The following is a 13925-nucleotide window of genomic DNA, read 5'->3' as shown; positions in this document are numbered from 1 at the left end:
GTCTTAGGCAGCCATTAAGTAAACGCGCTGCAGTGCACGCGGGCGCATGCTTGAGCGTAGAATCAGACAACATCTCAGAACCCGGACTTGCCTTGAAAAACGCTTTCGTCATTGTAACCCTCTCCAGCATCCTGGCGGCGTGCGCTGTCGCGCCGGAACAGCAAACTGCGCAGCAGCCCGTGGCCGCCCCGTCGGACACGCCATTGGCTGCCGCCGAGCAGGAAACCGTGGCGGAAGCGCCTAGCGAGGAAGAGCTGGAAGCCAAGGTCCGGGCCGAAGTCGAGGCGCGGCTGCCGAAGGTCGAACTGACCAGCAGCATGCTGAACCAGCTACTTAAGGCCGAGTTTGCATTCCGCAAGGGCGATTGGCAGGGCCCCTATCTGACCATGCTGTCGCTGGCGAAACAGACCCGTGACCCGCGCCTGGCACGCCGCGCGGCCGAGATGGCGGTGGCCGCGCGCCAGGGCGACGACACCCTGGCCGCCGTGCGCCTGTGGCGCGAGCTCGATCCGGAGTCGGACGAGGCGACCCAGTACTTCGTCGGCATGGTGGTCACGTCCGACAACATCGCCGACGTCGAGCCGATCTTCGTGGAGCGCCTGCGCAAGGCGCCGGCCGACGCGCGCGGCATGTTGCTGTTCCAGATCCAGCAGCTGCTGGGCCGCGCCAAGGACAAGGAAGCCGCCGGCGCGATGCTCGAGCGCGTCATCGCGCCCTACAACGGTACGTTCGAAGCGCACATCGTGCGCGCCCACGCGGCGCTGGCGCGCGGCGAGCGCGAGGCGGCCCGTGCCGCGGCGCAGGCCGCCATTGCCGCCAAGCCCGATTCCGAAATCGCGGTGCTGATGATGGCCCAGGTGCTCGAGGACGACGCCAAGGTCGGCGCCTTCCTGGAAAGCTTCCTGAAGACCCATCCGGAGGCGCGTGAAGTGCGCGCCGCCCATGCCAAGGTGCTGGTCAACCAGAAGCAGTACCCCCAGGCGCGCGCCCAGTTCGAAGCCCTGCTCAAGGGGCGCCCCGAGGATGCCGGCAACCTGTATGCGCTGGGCGTGCTGGCGACCCAGATGAACGACGTCAAGGCTGCCGAAGGCTATTTCACCCGCTTCGTCGAGGTGCTCGGCCGCAACCCCGAAGACGAGCGTGACCCGACCCGCGCGCTCCTGATCCTGGCGCAGATCGCGGAAGAGCGCGGCGATTATCCGGGCGCCCAGGCCTGGCTCGAGAAAGTGCCCGCAGGGACCGAACCCCAGCTCATGCTCAGCGCCCAGCTGCGCCGCGCCCAGCTGCTGGGCCGCCAGGGCGACCTGGCAGGCGGACGCAAGCTGCTGGCCGGCCTGAAACCGACCGAGCCGGCGCAGCAGGCCCAGGTGGCGGTGGCCGAATCGCAGCTGCTGCGCGACGCCGGCCGTACGCTCGAAGCCTTCACGCTGATGGAAGCGGCCGCCAAGCGCTTCCCGAAGAACCCTGACCTGCTGTACGACTTCGCCTTGCTGGCCGAGAAGATCGGCCGCGTCGAGACGATGGAAAAGGCGCTGCGCGAAGTGATGGTGCTGGCGCCGGACAACCACCACGCCTACAACGCCCTCGGCTATTCGCTGGCCGAGCGCAATATCCGCCTGCAGGAAGCCCACACCCTCGTCGCCAAGGCCCTCGAGATGGCACCGGGAGACCCCTTCATCATGGACAGCATGGGCTGGGTCCAGTACCGCCTGGGCAACCTCGACGAAGCCGAGAAGCAGCTGCGCAACGCCTATACGCTGCGGCGCGACCCGGAAATCGCCGTGCACCTGGGCGAGGTGCTGTTCCAGAAGGGACAGCTGGCCGCTGCCCAGGAACTGTGGCGCGAGGCGCGCGCCAAGGACCCGCAGAACGACACCCTGCGCAATACGCTGGCGCGCCTGCGCCAGAGCTTGTGAAATAATCCAGCTTTTGATTCCGCTGAAGCCGATGCCGATTTCCCGACGCCTGACCCTCCTTGCCTGCGCTGCCGTCCTGGCCGGCTGCGCCACCACCAGCACCAATGTCGCGACCGTCGCCGGCTACCGCGACAGCATCGACCTGAGCGGCCGCCTGTCCGTCAACTACCAGAAGGATGGCAAGCAGGAATCCCTGACCGGCAATTACGACTGGACGCAGCGCCCGGGCCGCGTGGACGTCACGCTGGCCAATCCGCTGGGCCAGACGATCGCCACCATCGAAGTCACGCCGCAGTCCGCCACCCTGACCCAGGCCGGCCGCGCGCCGGTGAGCGAAGCCGATATCGACACGCTGACCCAGCGCACGCTCGGCTGGCCGCTGCCGGTGGCCGGCTTGCGCGACTGGCTGCAGGGCTATGCCGTGGACGCGCAGGGACAGCGCTTCGCCGCCTCGCCGGCAAACAATACCGTGACCACGCGCGACGGCTGGCGCCTGCGCTTCGTCGAGTGGCAAGACCCGAACGCCGCCCAGCCGGCGCCGCGCGTGATCCACGCCGAGCGCGCCGCGGCAGGGGACATCCAGGAGCTGGCGATTCGCATCGTCATCGATCCGGCAGGGCAGGGCTGAGGATTTCATGCGTTCGCTGCACCATTGCCCGGCTCCGGCCAAGCTCAACCTGTTCCTGCACGTGGTCGGCCGCCGTGCCGACGGCTACCACCTTCTGCAAAGCGTTTTCCAGCTGATCGACCACGGCGACACCCTGCATTTCGACCTGCGCGACGATGACCAGATCTTGCGCAGCACGGACGTGCCGGGCGTACCGCAAGACCAGGACCTGATCGTGCGCGCGCTGCGCTTGCTCCAGGCGGAGTACGCGCGCCGCCATGGACGCGTGCCGCCGGGCATCGAGGTCGCGATCGAGAAGATCCTGCCCATGGGTGGCGGACTGGGCGGCGGTTCCTCGGACGCCGCCACCACGCTGATGGCGGCCAACCACCTGTGGCAGGCTGGTTTGACCCAACAGGAACTGATGGATCTCGGCTTGCCGCTCGGCGCCGACATCCCCTTCTTCCTGTTCGGCGAGACCGCGTTTGCCGAGGGCGTGGGCGAGGCCCTGCAGGCCGTGCCCGGTCCGGATTGCTGGTATGTGGTGGTTGAGCCGGGCGTGGCCGTACCGACCCCGGCAATTTTTTCTGCAACCGATTTGACGCGGGACACTAAGCCCGTTACAATAGCGGACTTTTCCAGCAGCCTCGCTGTTTCAGGCAAGCAGTTAGGCTTCGGGAAAAATGATTTGCAGGACGTGGCTGAACGCCTGTTCCCGCCGGTAGCAGAGGCGGTGGCATGGTTGGGCAACTACGGCGATGCCAGGATGACTGGCTCGGGGGCATGTGTGTTCTGTGCCTTCTCCGGCGAGCGTGAAGCGGACCAGGTCCTGGCACAGGTGCCAAGCCACTGGAAAGCATGGAAAGCGCATTCGCTGGTGAGTCACCCGATGAAATCGCTCTTGCAAAATCAAGCAGTTATGGAATAAAATTTTGCCTGTCGCGACGTTAGGCGTTAAAATACGCAGAATGTAACGGCAAGCAGTTCAGTCGTGTAGGGGAATCGCCAAGCTGGTTAAGGCACCGGATTTTGATTCCGGCATACCAAGGTTCGAATCCTTGTTCCCCTGCCAAAGTTTTCCCGGCCGTCGAAGCGGATGCCTCCGGCGGGATAAACAGCGGTGTAGCGTTCCGCCTGCATCCACAAGCTAATCAGCCGGTACATCCGGCTGATTGTTTTTCCAGATTCAACTTCATACTCTTGGGACTTCCTCCATGGCTTACGAAAACCTGATGGTTTTTACCGGCAACGCCAATCCGGCACTGGCAGAGGGGGTCGCTAAGAACCTCGGCATTCCACTCGGCAAAGCAGTCGTTTCGAAATTCTCGGACGGCGAAGTCATGGTCGAGATCAACGAGAACGTGCGCGGCAAGGATGTCTTCGTCCTGCAATCGACCTGCGCACCGACCAATGACAACCTGATGGAAATCATCCTGATGGTTGACGCGCTCAAGCGCGCATCGGCCGGCCGCATCACCGCCGCTATTCCCTACTTCGGCTACGCCCGCCAGGACCGCCGCCCGCGCTCGGCACGTGTCGCGATCTCGGCCAAGGTCGTCGCCAACATGCTGGAAGAAGCCGGCGTCGAGCGCGTCCTGATCATGGACCTGCACGCCGACCAGATCCAGGGCTTCTTCGACATCCCGGTCGACAACATCTACGCATCGCCGATCCTGCTGGGTGACCTGCAGAAGCGCAACTACGACGACCTGCTGGTCGTGTCGCCGGACGTCGGCGGCGTGGTGCGCGCCCGTGCGCTGGCCAAGCGCCTCGGCTGCGACCTGGCGATCATCGACAAGCGCCGCCCGAAGGCGAACGTGTCGGAAGTCATGAACATCATCGGTGAAGTCGAAGGCCGCAACTGCGTGATCATGGACGACATGGTCGACACCGCCGGCACGCTGTGCAAGGCCGCCGAAGTGCTGAAAGAGCGCGGCGCCAAGAAAGTCGTCGCCTACTGCACGCACCCAGTCCTGTCGGGTCCGGCCATCGACCGCATCCAGAATTCGCCGCTCGACGAGCTGGTCGTCACCGACACGATCCCGCTGAGCGCAGCCGGCGCCGCCTGCAGCAAGATCCGCCAGCTGACCAGCGCACCGCTGCTGGCCGAGACCTTCAAGCGGATCGTGAAGGGTGACTCGGTCATCTCGCTGTTCGCCGAATAAGCAACAACACACCGTTTTTCGCGGCGCGCCGGCTGACATAGCCGGCGCGCCGTTGTAACATCTTGGGTTTCCCGCATTCTTGAGCGCGCATTCTGGCGCTTGTTCACGATTGCCCCTGGTCGCGGGGGCGGTCACCACTGGGTTACCGGGTTGGAGCATGTGCTCCGGCATTCGGACCCATTTATTTTTGGAGTATCACATGAAAGTAGTCGCATTCAACCGCACTCAGCAGGGGACCGGAGCGAGCCGCCGCCTGCGCAAGGCTGGCCAGACCCCAGGCATCATCTACGGTGGCGCTGCTACCCCGGAACTGATCGCCCTGGACGGCAACGCCCTGTACCACGCGCTCAAGAAAGAAGCTTTCCACGGTTCGGTCCTGGACCTCGAAATCGAAGGCAAGACCCAGCAAGTCCTGCTGCGCGACTTCCAGATGCACGCATACAAGCAACTGGTCCTGCACGCTGACTTCCAACGCGTCGACGCATCGAAGCCGATCCACACCAAGGTCACCCTGCACTTCATCAACGCCGAGATCTCGCCAGCCGTCAAGCTGAGCAGCGCTGTCATCTCGCACGTTGCGAACGAACTGGAAGTGGCTTGCCTGCCGGGCAAACTGCCGGAGTTCATCGAAGTCGACCTGAGCAAGCTGGAAGCCGGCCAGTCGATCCACGTGAACGACCTGACCCTGCCGGAAGGCGTGACCGCGCTGACCCACGGCCAGAACCTGACCATCGTCACCTCGTCGATCCCGCGTGGCGCAGCGTCGGCTGAAGCAGCTGCCGAGTAATACCCTTCTGTCGGGCCGCTGCGGCGGCCCGTCGGAAACGAAACCCGCCGTGGCCCAGCCCGGCGGGTTTTTTGTTGGCAAACGCCGCCCCACAAAGCTCGTGCGCATCACCGGCACGTGGGGCTGCGGTTTTCAGCGATAATCCTGTTTTTCCCAGAATCAAAGTAGACAGAGCATGTCCATCCGTCTGATCGTCGGCCTCGGCAACCCGGGCCCGGAATACGAACAAACCCGCCACAATGCCGGCTTCTGGCTGGTCGACAATCTCGCAAATTCGCTGCCGGGCTGCCGCCTGCAGCGCGAATCGCGCTTCAATGCCATGGTGGCGAAGACCCGGATCGCAGGCAATGAAGTCTGGCTGCTGGAGCCGCTGACCTATATGAACCGTTCCGGGCAGTCGGTCGGCGCGCTGGCGCGTTTCTACAAGGTCAATCCGGACGAGGTGCTGGTCGTGCATGACGAACTCGACATACTGCCGGGCGTAGCCAAGCTGAAAAAGGGCGGCTCTTCGGGCGGGCACAACGGACTGAAGGACATCACCTCGGCGCTCGGCACCCAGGACTACTGGCGCCTGCGCCTCGGCATCGGCCATCCGCGCAGCCTCAACCTGCAGCAGGGCGTGGCCGACTTCGTGCTGCACCGCCCGCGCCGCGAAGAGCAGACCCTGATCGAGGAATCGATCGACAAGGCCCTGCGCATCATCCCGCTTGCCTGCGAGGGCAAGATGGACGTGGCGATGATGCAGTTGCACAGCGCCTGAGGCGCTAGCGTCCCTGCACGACCACCTGCCCACGCAGGTCGCCCATCATGCGCTCCAGCGCCGGCCGCATCCGGCGGTAATCCTCTGGCGTGCAGGTGGCCGCCGTATGCCGGAACTGCAGGCGGCGCTTCACCACCACCGCATCTCCCTGCCGCGCATACTGCGAGCGGTAGAAGAAGCTGCCGTCATCCACCACCACCCCCTTGGGCAAGGCCAGCACGCGGGTGCGCGGCGGCAGCGCATAGCGCAGCTCGTCCTCGGCATCGATGGCGGGGCAGACGAATTCCTGGCGCCGCTCCGGCTCGCGCCCGAGTTCGAATACCGCATCGCCCAGCCCGCCCCAGAAATTGTAGGTCGTGGCCAGGGCCACCGGCCCCGGCAGCCGGACGAAACCGTCGGTCGCGCCCGAGAAGGCCAGCGTGTAGTCGTCGGTTAGCGCGTCGCCCGGCTCGAGCAGCCCATCACCGGTTTGCCCGAGTCCGGCCAGCATGCGCCGCACAAAACCGTCGCGCTCGGCCTGCGGCGTGGCGCGGATGACCTGGCGGGTGGGTTCGGCCATGGCGCCACCGTTGCTGCGCCTGACGTGGAAGCGGCTGCTACCGTCGCGAGCGATGTCGAAGCGGGTCGCAGTGCGGCTGTGTGCCGCTTGAAAGGCGGGCGTCACGGCGAACTGGCCGGAATCGGCCAGCACCACTGGTTTGCCGAGCAGGGCAGGCGGCAGGAAACCGCCCGCGACCGTTCCGGCGGTCGGGTCGAGGAAGAGTTGCAGCTGCGGCAGGTAGACGATCACGTGGTTCAGCACGCCCAGCGTCGGCACCACGGGCAGGCGGTAGGCATCGTCGCCGTTGACCAGCGCGGCGCTGGACGGGATGCCGGCCGCCGCCAGCAGGGCCTGTAACAATACGACGTGGTCCTTGCAGTCGCCGTAGCGGTTCGCCAGCACCGAGGAAGCAGGATGCGGCACCACGCCGCCCGGTCCGAGGTAGACCGCGACATAGCGGATGTTGTGCCTTACCCAGTCCGACAGCGCGATCGCCCGTGCACGCGGGTCGTCCAGTCCCTGCGTGAGCCGGGCCGCGAGCCTGGCAATGGCATCGTCGGGCACTGCCGCCGTGGCCGAGCGCGCGTGATAGGCACGGGCGAAGGCCGCATAGTCCGGAAAGGTCGAGACCGCCAGCCGCCGGCCATAGTCGAGGTAGCTCACCGACCCCTGTTCGATGCGTTCGTTGTCGCCGTCGACATAGCGCCAGCCATGACGGCGGCGGCCGGGCGGACTCGCGCCGGCCACCGGCACGAAGCCGGCAGCGTCCGCATGCAGCGTCATCGAGGCGGGCAGGTCGTAGCTCAGCCGGAAATCCTTGTGGCGGAAGAAGCCGGGCACCGTGAAGTCTTCGAACTGGCCGGGGAACAGCGGCGTGTGGCGGCGCACGGTGTAGCGCAGGCTGAGCGTATCGCCCACTGCGACGTCGGGAAAGATGACGACTTTCAGGCGCGTATCCTGGAACATCGGCGCATCGAGGGAGGCGGTTTCGTGCTGGTCGCGGATCTGCTGCGGGGCGACCGGCACGCGCCGCCCATCGGGTTTGGTGGTCCAGGCCTCGATGGCCACGACCCGGTCGAGCGAACCGTTGAAGCTGACGGCCTGTTCGGCTTGCCGTGCGAGCGCGGCGGGACTGGCAATGCGCTTTACCAGTTCGACCTCGAGCGTGTAGGCGCCATCGGCATCGACCGTGAAATGCTGCCAGTGGCGCTCGATCACCACCGAATGGTCGGTGCCGCTGTCGGCCGCCACCAGCCGGCCGCAGGCGAGCAACAGCAACAGACACAATGCAAGTCGGAAGGGCATGGGCAAGCTCCACGAAAGCGATCGACCCATGTTACGCAGCACCCCGCAGCCACCCTTGAGCCAGCACAAGCGCCTCCTTCCTGCGATAATTTCGCGCCATGAAGGCACTTACATTCCACGCCGGGCCGCTGGCCCTGGCCCAGATCGGCGCGCAGGGCTTGCGCGCCCAGGACATCGCCATCGTGCCGGCCGCAGCCGGCGGTCCCAAGGGGCTGATCTTCCAGGCGCTCGACCAGTGGACCTTCGGCGAATGGCTCCCCAGTGCGCCGCGCGAGCGCGTGCTCATCGGTTCCTCGATCGGCGCCTGGCGCATGGCCGCCGCCTGCCAGCGCGACCCGGCCAAGGCATTCGCACGCCTGGGCGAACTGTATGCGGGCCAGCGCTACACCAGCCGCAAGCCGACCCAGCACGAGATCGACAAGGTCGTGCAGGGACTGCTCGGTGAATTCGTGCGCGGCCACGAGGACGACATCGTGAGCCATCCGCACCACCGCCTGCACCTGCTGGCCGTCCGCGGCAAAGGCGGCCTCGCCGCACCGGGGCATCCGCGGGCCGAGCTGCGCGGTTTTGCGACGGCGGCGCTGCATAACGCCTGCTCGCGCGCCTGGCTCGGCCGCTGCATGGAACGTGTCGTGATCGGCGACGCCCGTGCCCAGGCGCCGTGGCTGCGCGAGCGCTTCGATGCCTTCACCACCCACTTCTCCACGCTCACGCGCAAGAATCTTGCCGCCGGCCTGCTGGCTTCGGGCACGCTGCCGCTCATCATGAAGCCGGTCACGGGCATCGAAGACCTGCCGCCGGGCAGCTACTGGGATGGCGGCCTCATCGATTACCACCTGGCCCTGCCGTATGCGCGGGCAGCGGGGGAGGCAAAAGGCGACCTGGTGCTCTACCCGCATTTCACCCAGCACATCGTGCCGGGCTGGCTCGACAAGGGTTTCCCGTGGCGCCGCGCGGCGCGCGCCCACCGAGGCTGGCTCGACAACGTGCTGATCGTCTCACCGTCCGATGAATTCCTGCGCACGCTGCCGCGTGCCAAGCTGCCGGACCGGGCCGACTTCAAGTTCTACGGCCTCGATCATGACGAGCGCGTCCGCAACTGGCAGCGCGCGATCGGGGAAGGGCAGCGCCTGCGTGACGAGTTGGCGGCCTTCGTGGAGAAACCGGACCTGTCCCTGGTCAAGCCGATCTGAACACTGGATTGAAGCTGCTTGTCAGGCCGGGCAAGTCCTGAAGTCGGTATCGAACCAGCCGTCCGGTTCGCATTGCCCGGACAACAGGGCGCGGATGCGGGCGGCGCGTTGTGCGAGCGCTTCCGGGTTGCACACAGGGTGATAGTGATTGGGCGCCTTGATCATCGCCGCCAGCCGGATGAACTCTTCCTCGCTCGCCGCCGCAAGCGGTTTGCCGAGATAATTGCGCGCCGCCTGCGCCAAGCCCTTCACCTGCTTCCCCGCATGTGTGCCCATGTAGACCGACGCCGTGTAGCGCGCCAGCTGCTCGCGCTTGGACATCCTGGCGTCCAGCACCAGGGCCATCACGTCACGGCCAAGATCGATCCGTTTGCAGCAGTCGAAGACCCCGCGGTAGAAGGCCTGGACGGCGCCGCGCATGCCCCCGATCCGACCCTCGCCAAGGAAGACCTCGCGCGCAAGCGCTGACGAAATGGTGGCGACGCCCTGGCCGGATGCGATGCTCAGGCCGGCGTGATCGTAGAAGCTCGGGTCTTCGACCCGCACCAGGATCGCGGCCTGCCTGGCGGAGAGCTCGACCTGCTCGCCTGCCGGTGCTGATGCGAGCGCATCGTCGAAGGACGTCCAGGCCCAGACAGCGGCCAGCGCCAGGTAGGCCAGCAGGACGGCCGGCACGAGGAGGGCGACGCGGCGCAGGCGCTTCACCGGCCCTCCGGCGCCGCTGGCGATGGATAGGGCGTGCAGCCTTCGATTTCCTGCAAAAATCCCTGCGCCAGGTAGCCGGGAATCTTGCCGAATTCGCCCAGCACGCGGCGACGGAACTCCTCGTGCTCATGCCAGCGCTCGGCCGGTACGCCGAAATAATTGACTGGTGCGACAGACATGCGCAGGCCGGGCCAGTGCCGCTGCAGGGTCATCAGATAGCGCCGCGTCGAACATACCTTCCCGATGAGCACGACGCTGCGCACGGCAGCCAAATCCATCGTCTCAGCCACCCTGGCGCGCCCGAAGCGGACGTTTTCACCGGTATTGGTCGCGGCGGTTTCAAGGATCAGTGCCGACGCGGGCATGCCGAGTTTCACCAGGCGCTCGCCGATGATGTCGGCTTCGGCCCTGGGCTGGCCGCCGGTCTTCCCGCCCGATACGAGCAGGCGCTGGAACATGCCGTCGCGCCAGAGCGCGTGCGCGGTCTCGCAAAACTGCGCGACACCGTGGCGCGTCCCGAACAGGAAGCCGAGGTCGGAAGGGCAGGGCGGGAAGGGCGGCATCACGTAGTCGGCGATGCGCTGGTACTCGTGCTGGAGCATGGTGCCTTGGAAGAGCGTCGGATCGGCTATCTTATCAATAACTCTTTGTCGGAAAACATCGGATCCCCAGTCTATTCACCTTGAATGGCCGGCAAGCAGCGCCATCCTGCAACGTCGCGTCCGTGTTGCGCCGTTTTTTTCGGCAACCCACAGCGTCCCCGGTTACAATGTGGGGTTTTGGAGCCGGGCTTCTTCCGCTCCGCATCTACACGAGAGAAAGAATTCCCATGAGCCTCCAATGCGGCATCGTCGGCCTGCCGAACGTCGGCAAGTCCACCCTGTTCAACGCCCTGACCAAGGCCGGCATCCCGGCCGAGAACTACCCGTTCTGCACCATCGAGCCGAACGTCGGCGTGGTCGAGGTGCCGGATCCGCGCATGCAGGCGCTGGCCGAGATCGTCAAGCCTGAGCGCATCGTGCCGGCCATCGTCGAATTCGTCGACATCGCGGGCCTGGTGGCCGGCGCGTCGAAGGGCGAGGGCCTGGGCAACCAGTTCCTGTCGCACATTCGCGAGACCGACGCCATCGTCAACGTGGTGCGCTGCTTCGAAGACGACAACGTCGTGCACGTCTCCGGCAAGGTCAGCCCGATCGACGACATCGAAGTGATCCAGACCGAGCTGGCGCTGGCCGACCTGGGCGCCGTCGAGAAGGCGATCCACCGCGAGAACAAGAAAGCGCGTTCGGGCGACAAGGACGCCGCCAAGCTGGTCGCGCTCTGCGAACGCATGCTGCCGCACCTGAACGAAGGCCAGCCGGTGCGCACCATGGGCCTGGACGCCGACGAGCGGGCCATGATCCGCGAACTGCACCTGATCACCGCGAAGCCGGCGATGTACGTGGCCAACGTGTCCGACACCGGTTTCACCAACAACCCGCTGCTGGACCAGCTGACCGAGTTCGCCAAGAAGCAGAACGCGCCGATCGTGGCGATTTCCGCCGCCATCGAATCGGAAATCGCCGAGATGGACGACGCCGACAAGAAGGACTTCCTGGCCGACATGGGCATGGAAGAGCCGGGCCTGGACCGCCTGATCCGCGCCGCCTACAACCTGCTCGGCCTGCAGACCTATTTCACCGCCGGCGTGAAGGAAGTGCGTGCCTGGACCGTCAAAGTCGGCGCCACCGCCCCGCAGGCAGCCGGCGTGATCCACACCGACTTCGAACGCGGCTTCATCCGCGCCCAGACCATTGCATACGACGACTACATCGCCTACAAGGGTGAAGCCGGCGCCAAGGAAGCGGGCAAGATGCGCGCCGAGGGTAAGGAATACATCGTCAAGGATGGGGATGTGCTGAACTTCCTGTTCAACGTCTAAGCTGCCAAGCGCCTGACTGAAAAGCCCCGCCATCGAGCGGGGCTTTTCGTTATGAGTTCCAGTTCGTCCCGCATCGGCGCCAGTTCGTCCCACAGTACTTTTCCGGCCGCATCTTCCATGCTTAACTAGCTCGAGCAAGCCGTTCCCCAACACCCCTACAAGCGAGCGAATCATGAAAACAAGCCTGGTCACTGCCGCCCTCCTGCTGGCCGCGAACGGCGCGCTAGCGCAGGATGCGATCAACTGCGGTTCCTGCGCCGAGTGGAACAAGCCGGTGGCGCCCTTCAACGTCCACGGCAACACCTGGTACGTCGGCACCGCCGGCCTGTCCGCCATCCTGGTCACAGGCCCCCAGGGCCACGTCCTGCTCGACGGCGCGCTGCCGCAGTCCGCCCCCCTGATCCAGAAGAACATCGAGTCCCTCGGCTTCAAGATGAAGGACGTGAAGCTGATCCTGAACTCGCACGCCCACTTCGACCACGCCGGCGGCATCGCCGCGCTGCAGAAGGCCAGCGGCGCCACGGTCGCCCACAGCCCGCACGGCGCCCAGGTGCTGCGCGACGGCACGCCGGGCACGGACGACCCGCAATACGACCCGAAGGAACGCGCCTATATCCCCAAGGTCGCGCAGGTGCAGGAAGTCGCGGACGGCGAAACCCTGGCGGTTGGCCCGCTGCGCTTCACCGTCCACTACACCCCCGGCCACACGCCCGGCGGCACCACCTGGGCCTGGCAGTCCTGCGAAGCCGGCAAGTGCCTCGACATGGTCTATGCCGACAGCCTGACCCCGGTGTCCACCGACGGCTTCCACTACAGCGGCGGCCCCGGCTACCCGGACCGCTCCGCCAGCTTCCGCAAGACCATCGACAGGATCGCCGGCCTGAAGTGCGACATCGTGATCGCCGCCCATCCGTCCGCCACCGACGCCTTCGGCAAGGCGGCGCGCAAGTCCGCACAATCGAACCCCTTCATCGATCCGGACGGTTGCCGCAAGCTGGCCGCGGGCGCGGGCAAGACCCTCGAGGCGCGCCTGCAGCGCGAGCGCGAGGAGAAGGCCAAGGCGGCTGCCGGCGGCTGACAGGGCAGGGCAATCCCTGCCATACTCTTAGTATGGCCACCGTTACCGAACTCCTCATCTACCCGATCAAGTCCTGCGCCGCGATTTCCGTTCCCGAGGCGCAGTTCCACGTCTCGGGCCTGGTGGCCGAGGGCGTGCACGACCGCGAGTGGATGCTGGTCACCCATGAGGGCCAGTTCCTGACCCAGCGCGAGTACCCGCGCATGGCGCTGGTCAGCCCGCGGATCGATGGCGACGCCGTCGAGGTGACGGCCCCCGGCATGCCGCCGCTGCGCCTGCCGCTGGCGCACGACGCCGCCGCGCGCAGCATGCATGTCCAGATCTGGGACCACAGCGTGGACGCCGCCGACTGCGGCGACGCCGCCTCTGCCTGGTTCGCCGACGCCATTCAAGGGCCTTGCCGCCTGGTGCGCTTCCGCCCCGACGTGCACCGTCCTACCAGCACCAAGTGGACCGGCGGCGCGCCCGCCGAAACCCGTTTCGCTGACGGCTACCCGATCCTGGTCATCGGCCAGGCCTCGCTCGACGATCTCAACGCAAGATTACAAGCAGCCGGCCGCGCGCCGCTGCCGATGAACCGCTTCCGCCCGAACCTGGTGGTCGACGGCCTCGAAGCCTTCGAGGAAGACTACGTCGAATCCTTCGCGGCCGACGGCCTGGCGCTGCGTCCAGTGAAACCCTGCGCGCGCTGCCCGATCCCGGCCATCGACCAGGCCACCGGCATTCCTGGCCCGGATCCGCTCGACATCCTGCAGTCCTACCGCGCCAACCCGCGCATGGAAGGCGCCGTCTGCATGGGCATGAACTGCATCGTCACGACGGGCGCGGGAAGCTCCCTGTATGTCGGCCAACAACTGGAAACCGCCATCGCATTTTGAGCCCCGGTATGCAGCCTGAGTGTCGCTAAATCGCCCACCTTGGGCGATTTTTCGTTTGCAAGCCTGTAA

General features: G+C 66.0%; 13 protein-coding genes and 1 tRNA gene. 11 read left to right on the top strand and 3 right to left on the bottom strand.

What is annotated here, in order from left to right:
• Window positions 1-92: 92 nt before the first annotated feature.
• The 7 genes from ACSQ25_RS22525 to pth all read left to right on the top strand — a co-directional run bounded on the left by ACSQ25_RS22525 (window position 93) and on the right by pth (window position 6235).
• The gene (locus ACSQ25_RS22525) at window positions 93-1916 is read left to right on the top strand and encodes a tetratricopeptide repeat protein (protein ID WP_436107872.1); all 1824 of its coding nucleotides are present in this window, start codon (window positions 93-95) and stop codon (window positions 1914-1916) included.
• A 31-nt stretch (window positions 1917-1947) separates the two neighbouring features.
• Window positions 1948-2544 carry an outer membrane lipoprotein LolB gene (locus ACSQ25_RS22520; protein ID WP_436107871.1) on the top strand — a complete coding sequence of 199 codons (597 nt, stop codon included), beginning with the start codon at window positions 1948-1950 and terminating at the stop codon, window positions 2542-2544.
• 7 nt (window positions 2545-2551) lie between these two features.
• On the top strand, window positions 2552-3451 hold the full coding sequence (ispE, locus tag ACSQ25_RS22515; protein ID WP_436107870.1) for a 4-(cytidine 5'-diphospho)-2-C-methyl-D-erythritol kinase: 900 nt from the start codon (window positions 2552-2554) through the stop codon (window positions 3449-3451).
• A 67-nt stretch (window positions 3452-3518) separates the two neighbouring features.
• Window positions 3519-3595, top strand: a tRNA-Gln gene (locus ACSQ25_RS22510).
• Between the two features lie 142 nt (window positions 3596-3737).
• Window positions 3738-4688 (top strand): ribose-phosphate pyrophosphokinase, encoded by a 951-nt coding sequence (locus tag ACSQ25_RS22505; RefSeq protein WP_436107869.1) that lies wholly within the window; start codon window positions 3738-3740, stop codon window positions 4686-4688.
• A 199-nt stretch (window positions 4689-4887) separates the two neighbouring features.
• Window positions 4888-5475, top strand: coding sequence for a 50S ribosomal protein L25/general stress protein Ctc (locus tag ACSQ25_RS22500; protein ID WP_436107868.1), 588 nt, complete (start codon window positions 4888-4890; stop codon window positions 5473-5475).
• 175 nt (window positions 5476-5650) lie between these two features.
• Window positions 5651-6235 carry an aminoacyl-tRNA hydrolase gene (gene pth, locus ACSQ25_RS22495; protein ID WP_436107867.1) on the top strand — a complete coding sequence of 195 codons (585 nt, stop codon included), beginning with the start codon at window positions 5651-5653 and terminating at the stop codon, window positions 6233-6235.
• 4 nt (window positions 6236-6239) lie between these two features.
• Here pth and ACSQ25_RS22490 read toward each other — a convergent pair whose 3' ends face one another.
• Window positions 6240-8081, bottom strand: a complete 1842-nt coding sequence (locus ACSQ25_RS22490) for a DUF3857 domain-containing transglutaminase family protein (RefSeq protein ID WP_436107866.1) — start codon at window positions 8079-8081, stop codon at window positions 6240-6242.
• Window positions 8082-8179: 98 nt separating this feature from the next.
• On the opposite strand from ACSQ25_RS22490, the gene ACSQ25_RS22485 reads away from it, so the two are divergent.
• Entirely contained in the window at window positions 8180-9274 is a 1095-nt protein-coding gene (locus ACSQ25_RS22485) for a patatin-like phospholipase family protein (protein ID WP_436107865.1), read from the top strand.
• Between the two features lie 21 nt (window positions 9275-9295).
• Here ACSQ25_RS22485 and ACSQ25_RS22480 read toward each other — a convergent pair whose 3' ends face one another.
• Window positions 9296-9979 carry a transglycosylase domain-containing protein gene (locus tag ACSQ25_RS22480; protein WP_436107864.1) on the bottom strand — a complete coding sequence of 228 codons (684 nt, stop codon included), beginning with the start codon at window positions 9977-9979 and terminating at the stop codon, window positions 9296-9298.
• Window positions 9976-10581 carry a YdcF family protein gene (locus ACSQ25_RS22475; RefSeq protein WP_436107863.1) on the bottom strand — a complete coding sequence of 202 codons (606 nt, stop codon included), beginning with the start codon at window positions 10579-10581 and terminating at the stop codon, window positions 9976-9978. The genes ACSQ25_RS22480 and ACSQ25_RS22475 overlap by 4 nt, the downstream gene beginning before the upstream one ends.
• Before the next feature lie 227 nt (window positions 10582-10808).
• On the opposite strand from ACSQ25_RS22475, the gene ychF reads away from it, so the two are divergent.
• The 3 genes from ychF (at window position 10809) to ACSQ25_RS22460 (ending at window position 13856) form a co-directional block, all read left to right on the top strand.
• Window positions 10809-11900 (top strand): redox-regulated ATPase YchF, encoded by a 1092-nt coding sequence (ychF, locus tag ACSQ25_RS22470; RefSeq protein WP_436107862.1) that lies wholly within the window; start codon window positions 10809-10811, stop codon window positions 11898-11900.
• Between the two features lie 172 nt (window positions 11901-12072).
• A complete protein-coding gene (gene bla / locus ACSQ25_RS22465; RefSeq protein WP_436107861.1) occupies window positions 12073-12978 on the top strand; it encodes a subclass B3 metallo-beta-lactamase in 906 nt (301 codons plus the stop codon).
• A gap of 32 nt (window positions 12979-13010) precedes the next feature.
• Entirely contained in the window at window positions 13011-13856 is an 846-nt protein-coding gene (locus ACSQ25_RS22460; protein ID WP_436107860.1) for an MOSC domain-containing protein, read from the top strand.
• Window positions 13857-13925 lie beyond the last annotated feature (69 nt).

It is taken from the genome of Massilia sp. LjRoot122 (assembly GCF_964252725.1).
GTDB lineage: Bacteria > Pseudomonadota > Gammaproteobacteria > Burkholderiales > Burkholderiaceae_D > Telluria.
This window is presented reverse-complemented; position numbering and strand designations above follow the sequence as displayed.

What these genes read in the sequence shown, in the direction of transcription:
- ACSQ25_RS22460 (WP_436107860.1), top strand. Translation starts at nt 13,011, where the DNA reads ATGGCCACCGTTACCGAACTCCTCATCTACCCGATCAAGTCCTGCGCC.
- bla (WP_436107861.1), top strand. Translation starts at nt 12,073, where the DNA reads ATGAAAACAAGCCTGGTCACTGCCGCCCTCCTGCTGGCCGCGAACGGC.
- ACSQ25_RS22485 (WP_436107865.1), top strand. Translation starts at nt 8,180, where the DNA reads ATGAAGGCACTTACATTCCACGCCGGGCCGCTGGCCCTGGCCCAGATC.
- ACSQ25_RS22505 (WP_436107869.1), top strand. Translation starts at nt 3,738, where the DNA reads ATGGCTTACGAAAACCTGATGGTTTTTACCGGCAACGCCAATCCGGCA.
- pth (WP_436107867.1), top strand. Translation starts at nt 5,651, where the DNA reads ATGTCCATCCGTCTGATCGTCGGCCTCGGCAACCCGGGCCCGGAATAC.
- ACSQ25_RS22500 (WP_436107868.1), top strand. Translation starts at nt 4,888, where the DNA reads ATGAAAGTAGTCGCATTCAACCGCACTCAGCAGGGGACCGGAGCGAGC.
- ispE (WP_436107870.1), top strand. Translation starts at nt 2,552, where the DNA reads ATGCGTTCGCTGCACCATTGCCCGGCTCCGGCCAAGCTCAACCTGTTC.
- ACSQ25_RS22520 (WP_436107871.1), top strand. Translation starts at nt 1,948, where the DNA reads ATGCCGATTTCCCGACGCCTGACCCTCCTTGCCTGCGCTGCCGTCCTG.
- ACSQ25_RS22475 (WP_436107863.1), bottom strand. Translation starts at nt 10,581, where the DNA reads ATGCTCCAGCACGAGTACCAGCGCATCGCCGACTACGTGATGCCGCCC.
- ychF (WP_436107862.1), top strand. Translation starts at nt 10,809, where the DNA reads ATGAGCCTCCAATGCGGCATCGTCGGCCTGCCGAACGTCGGCAAGTCC.
- ACSQ25_RS22490 (WP_436107866.1), bottom strand. Translation starts at nt 8,081, where the DNA reads ATGCCCTTCCGACTTGCATTGTGTCTGTTGCTGTTGCTCGCCTGCGGC.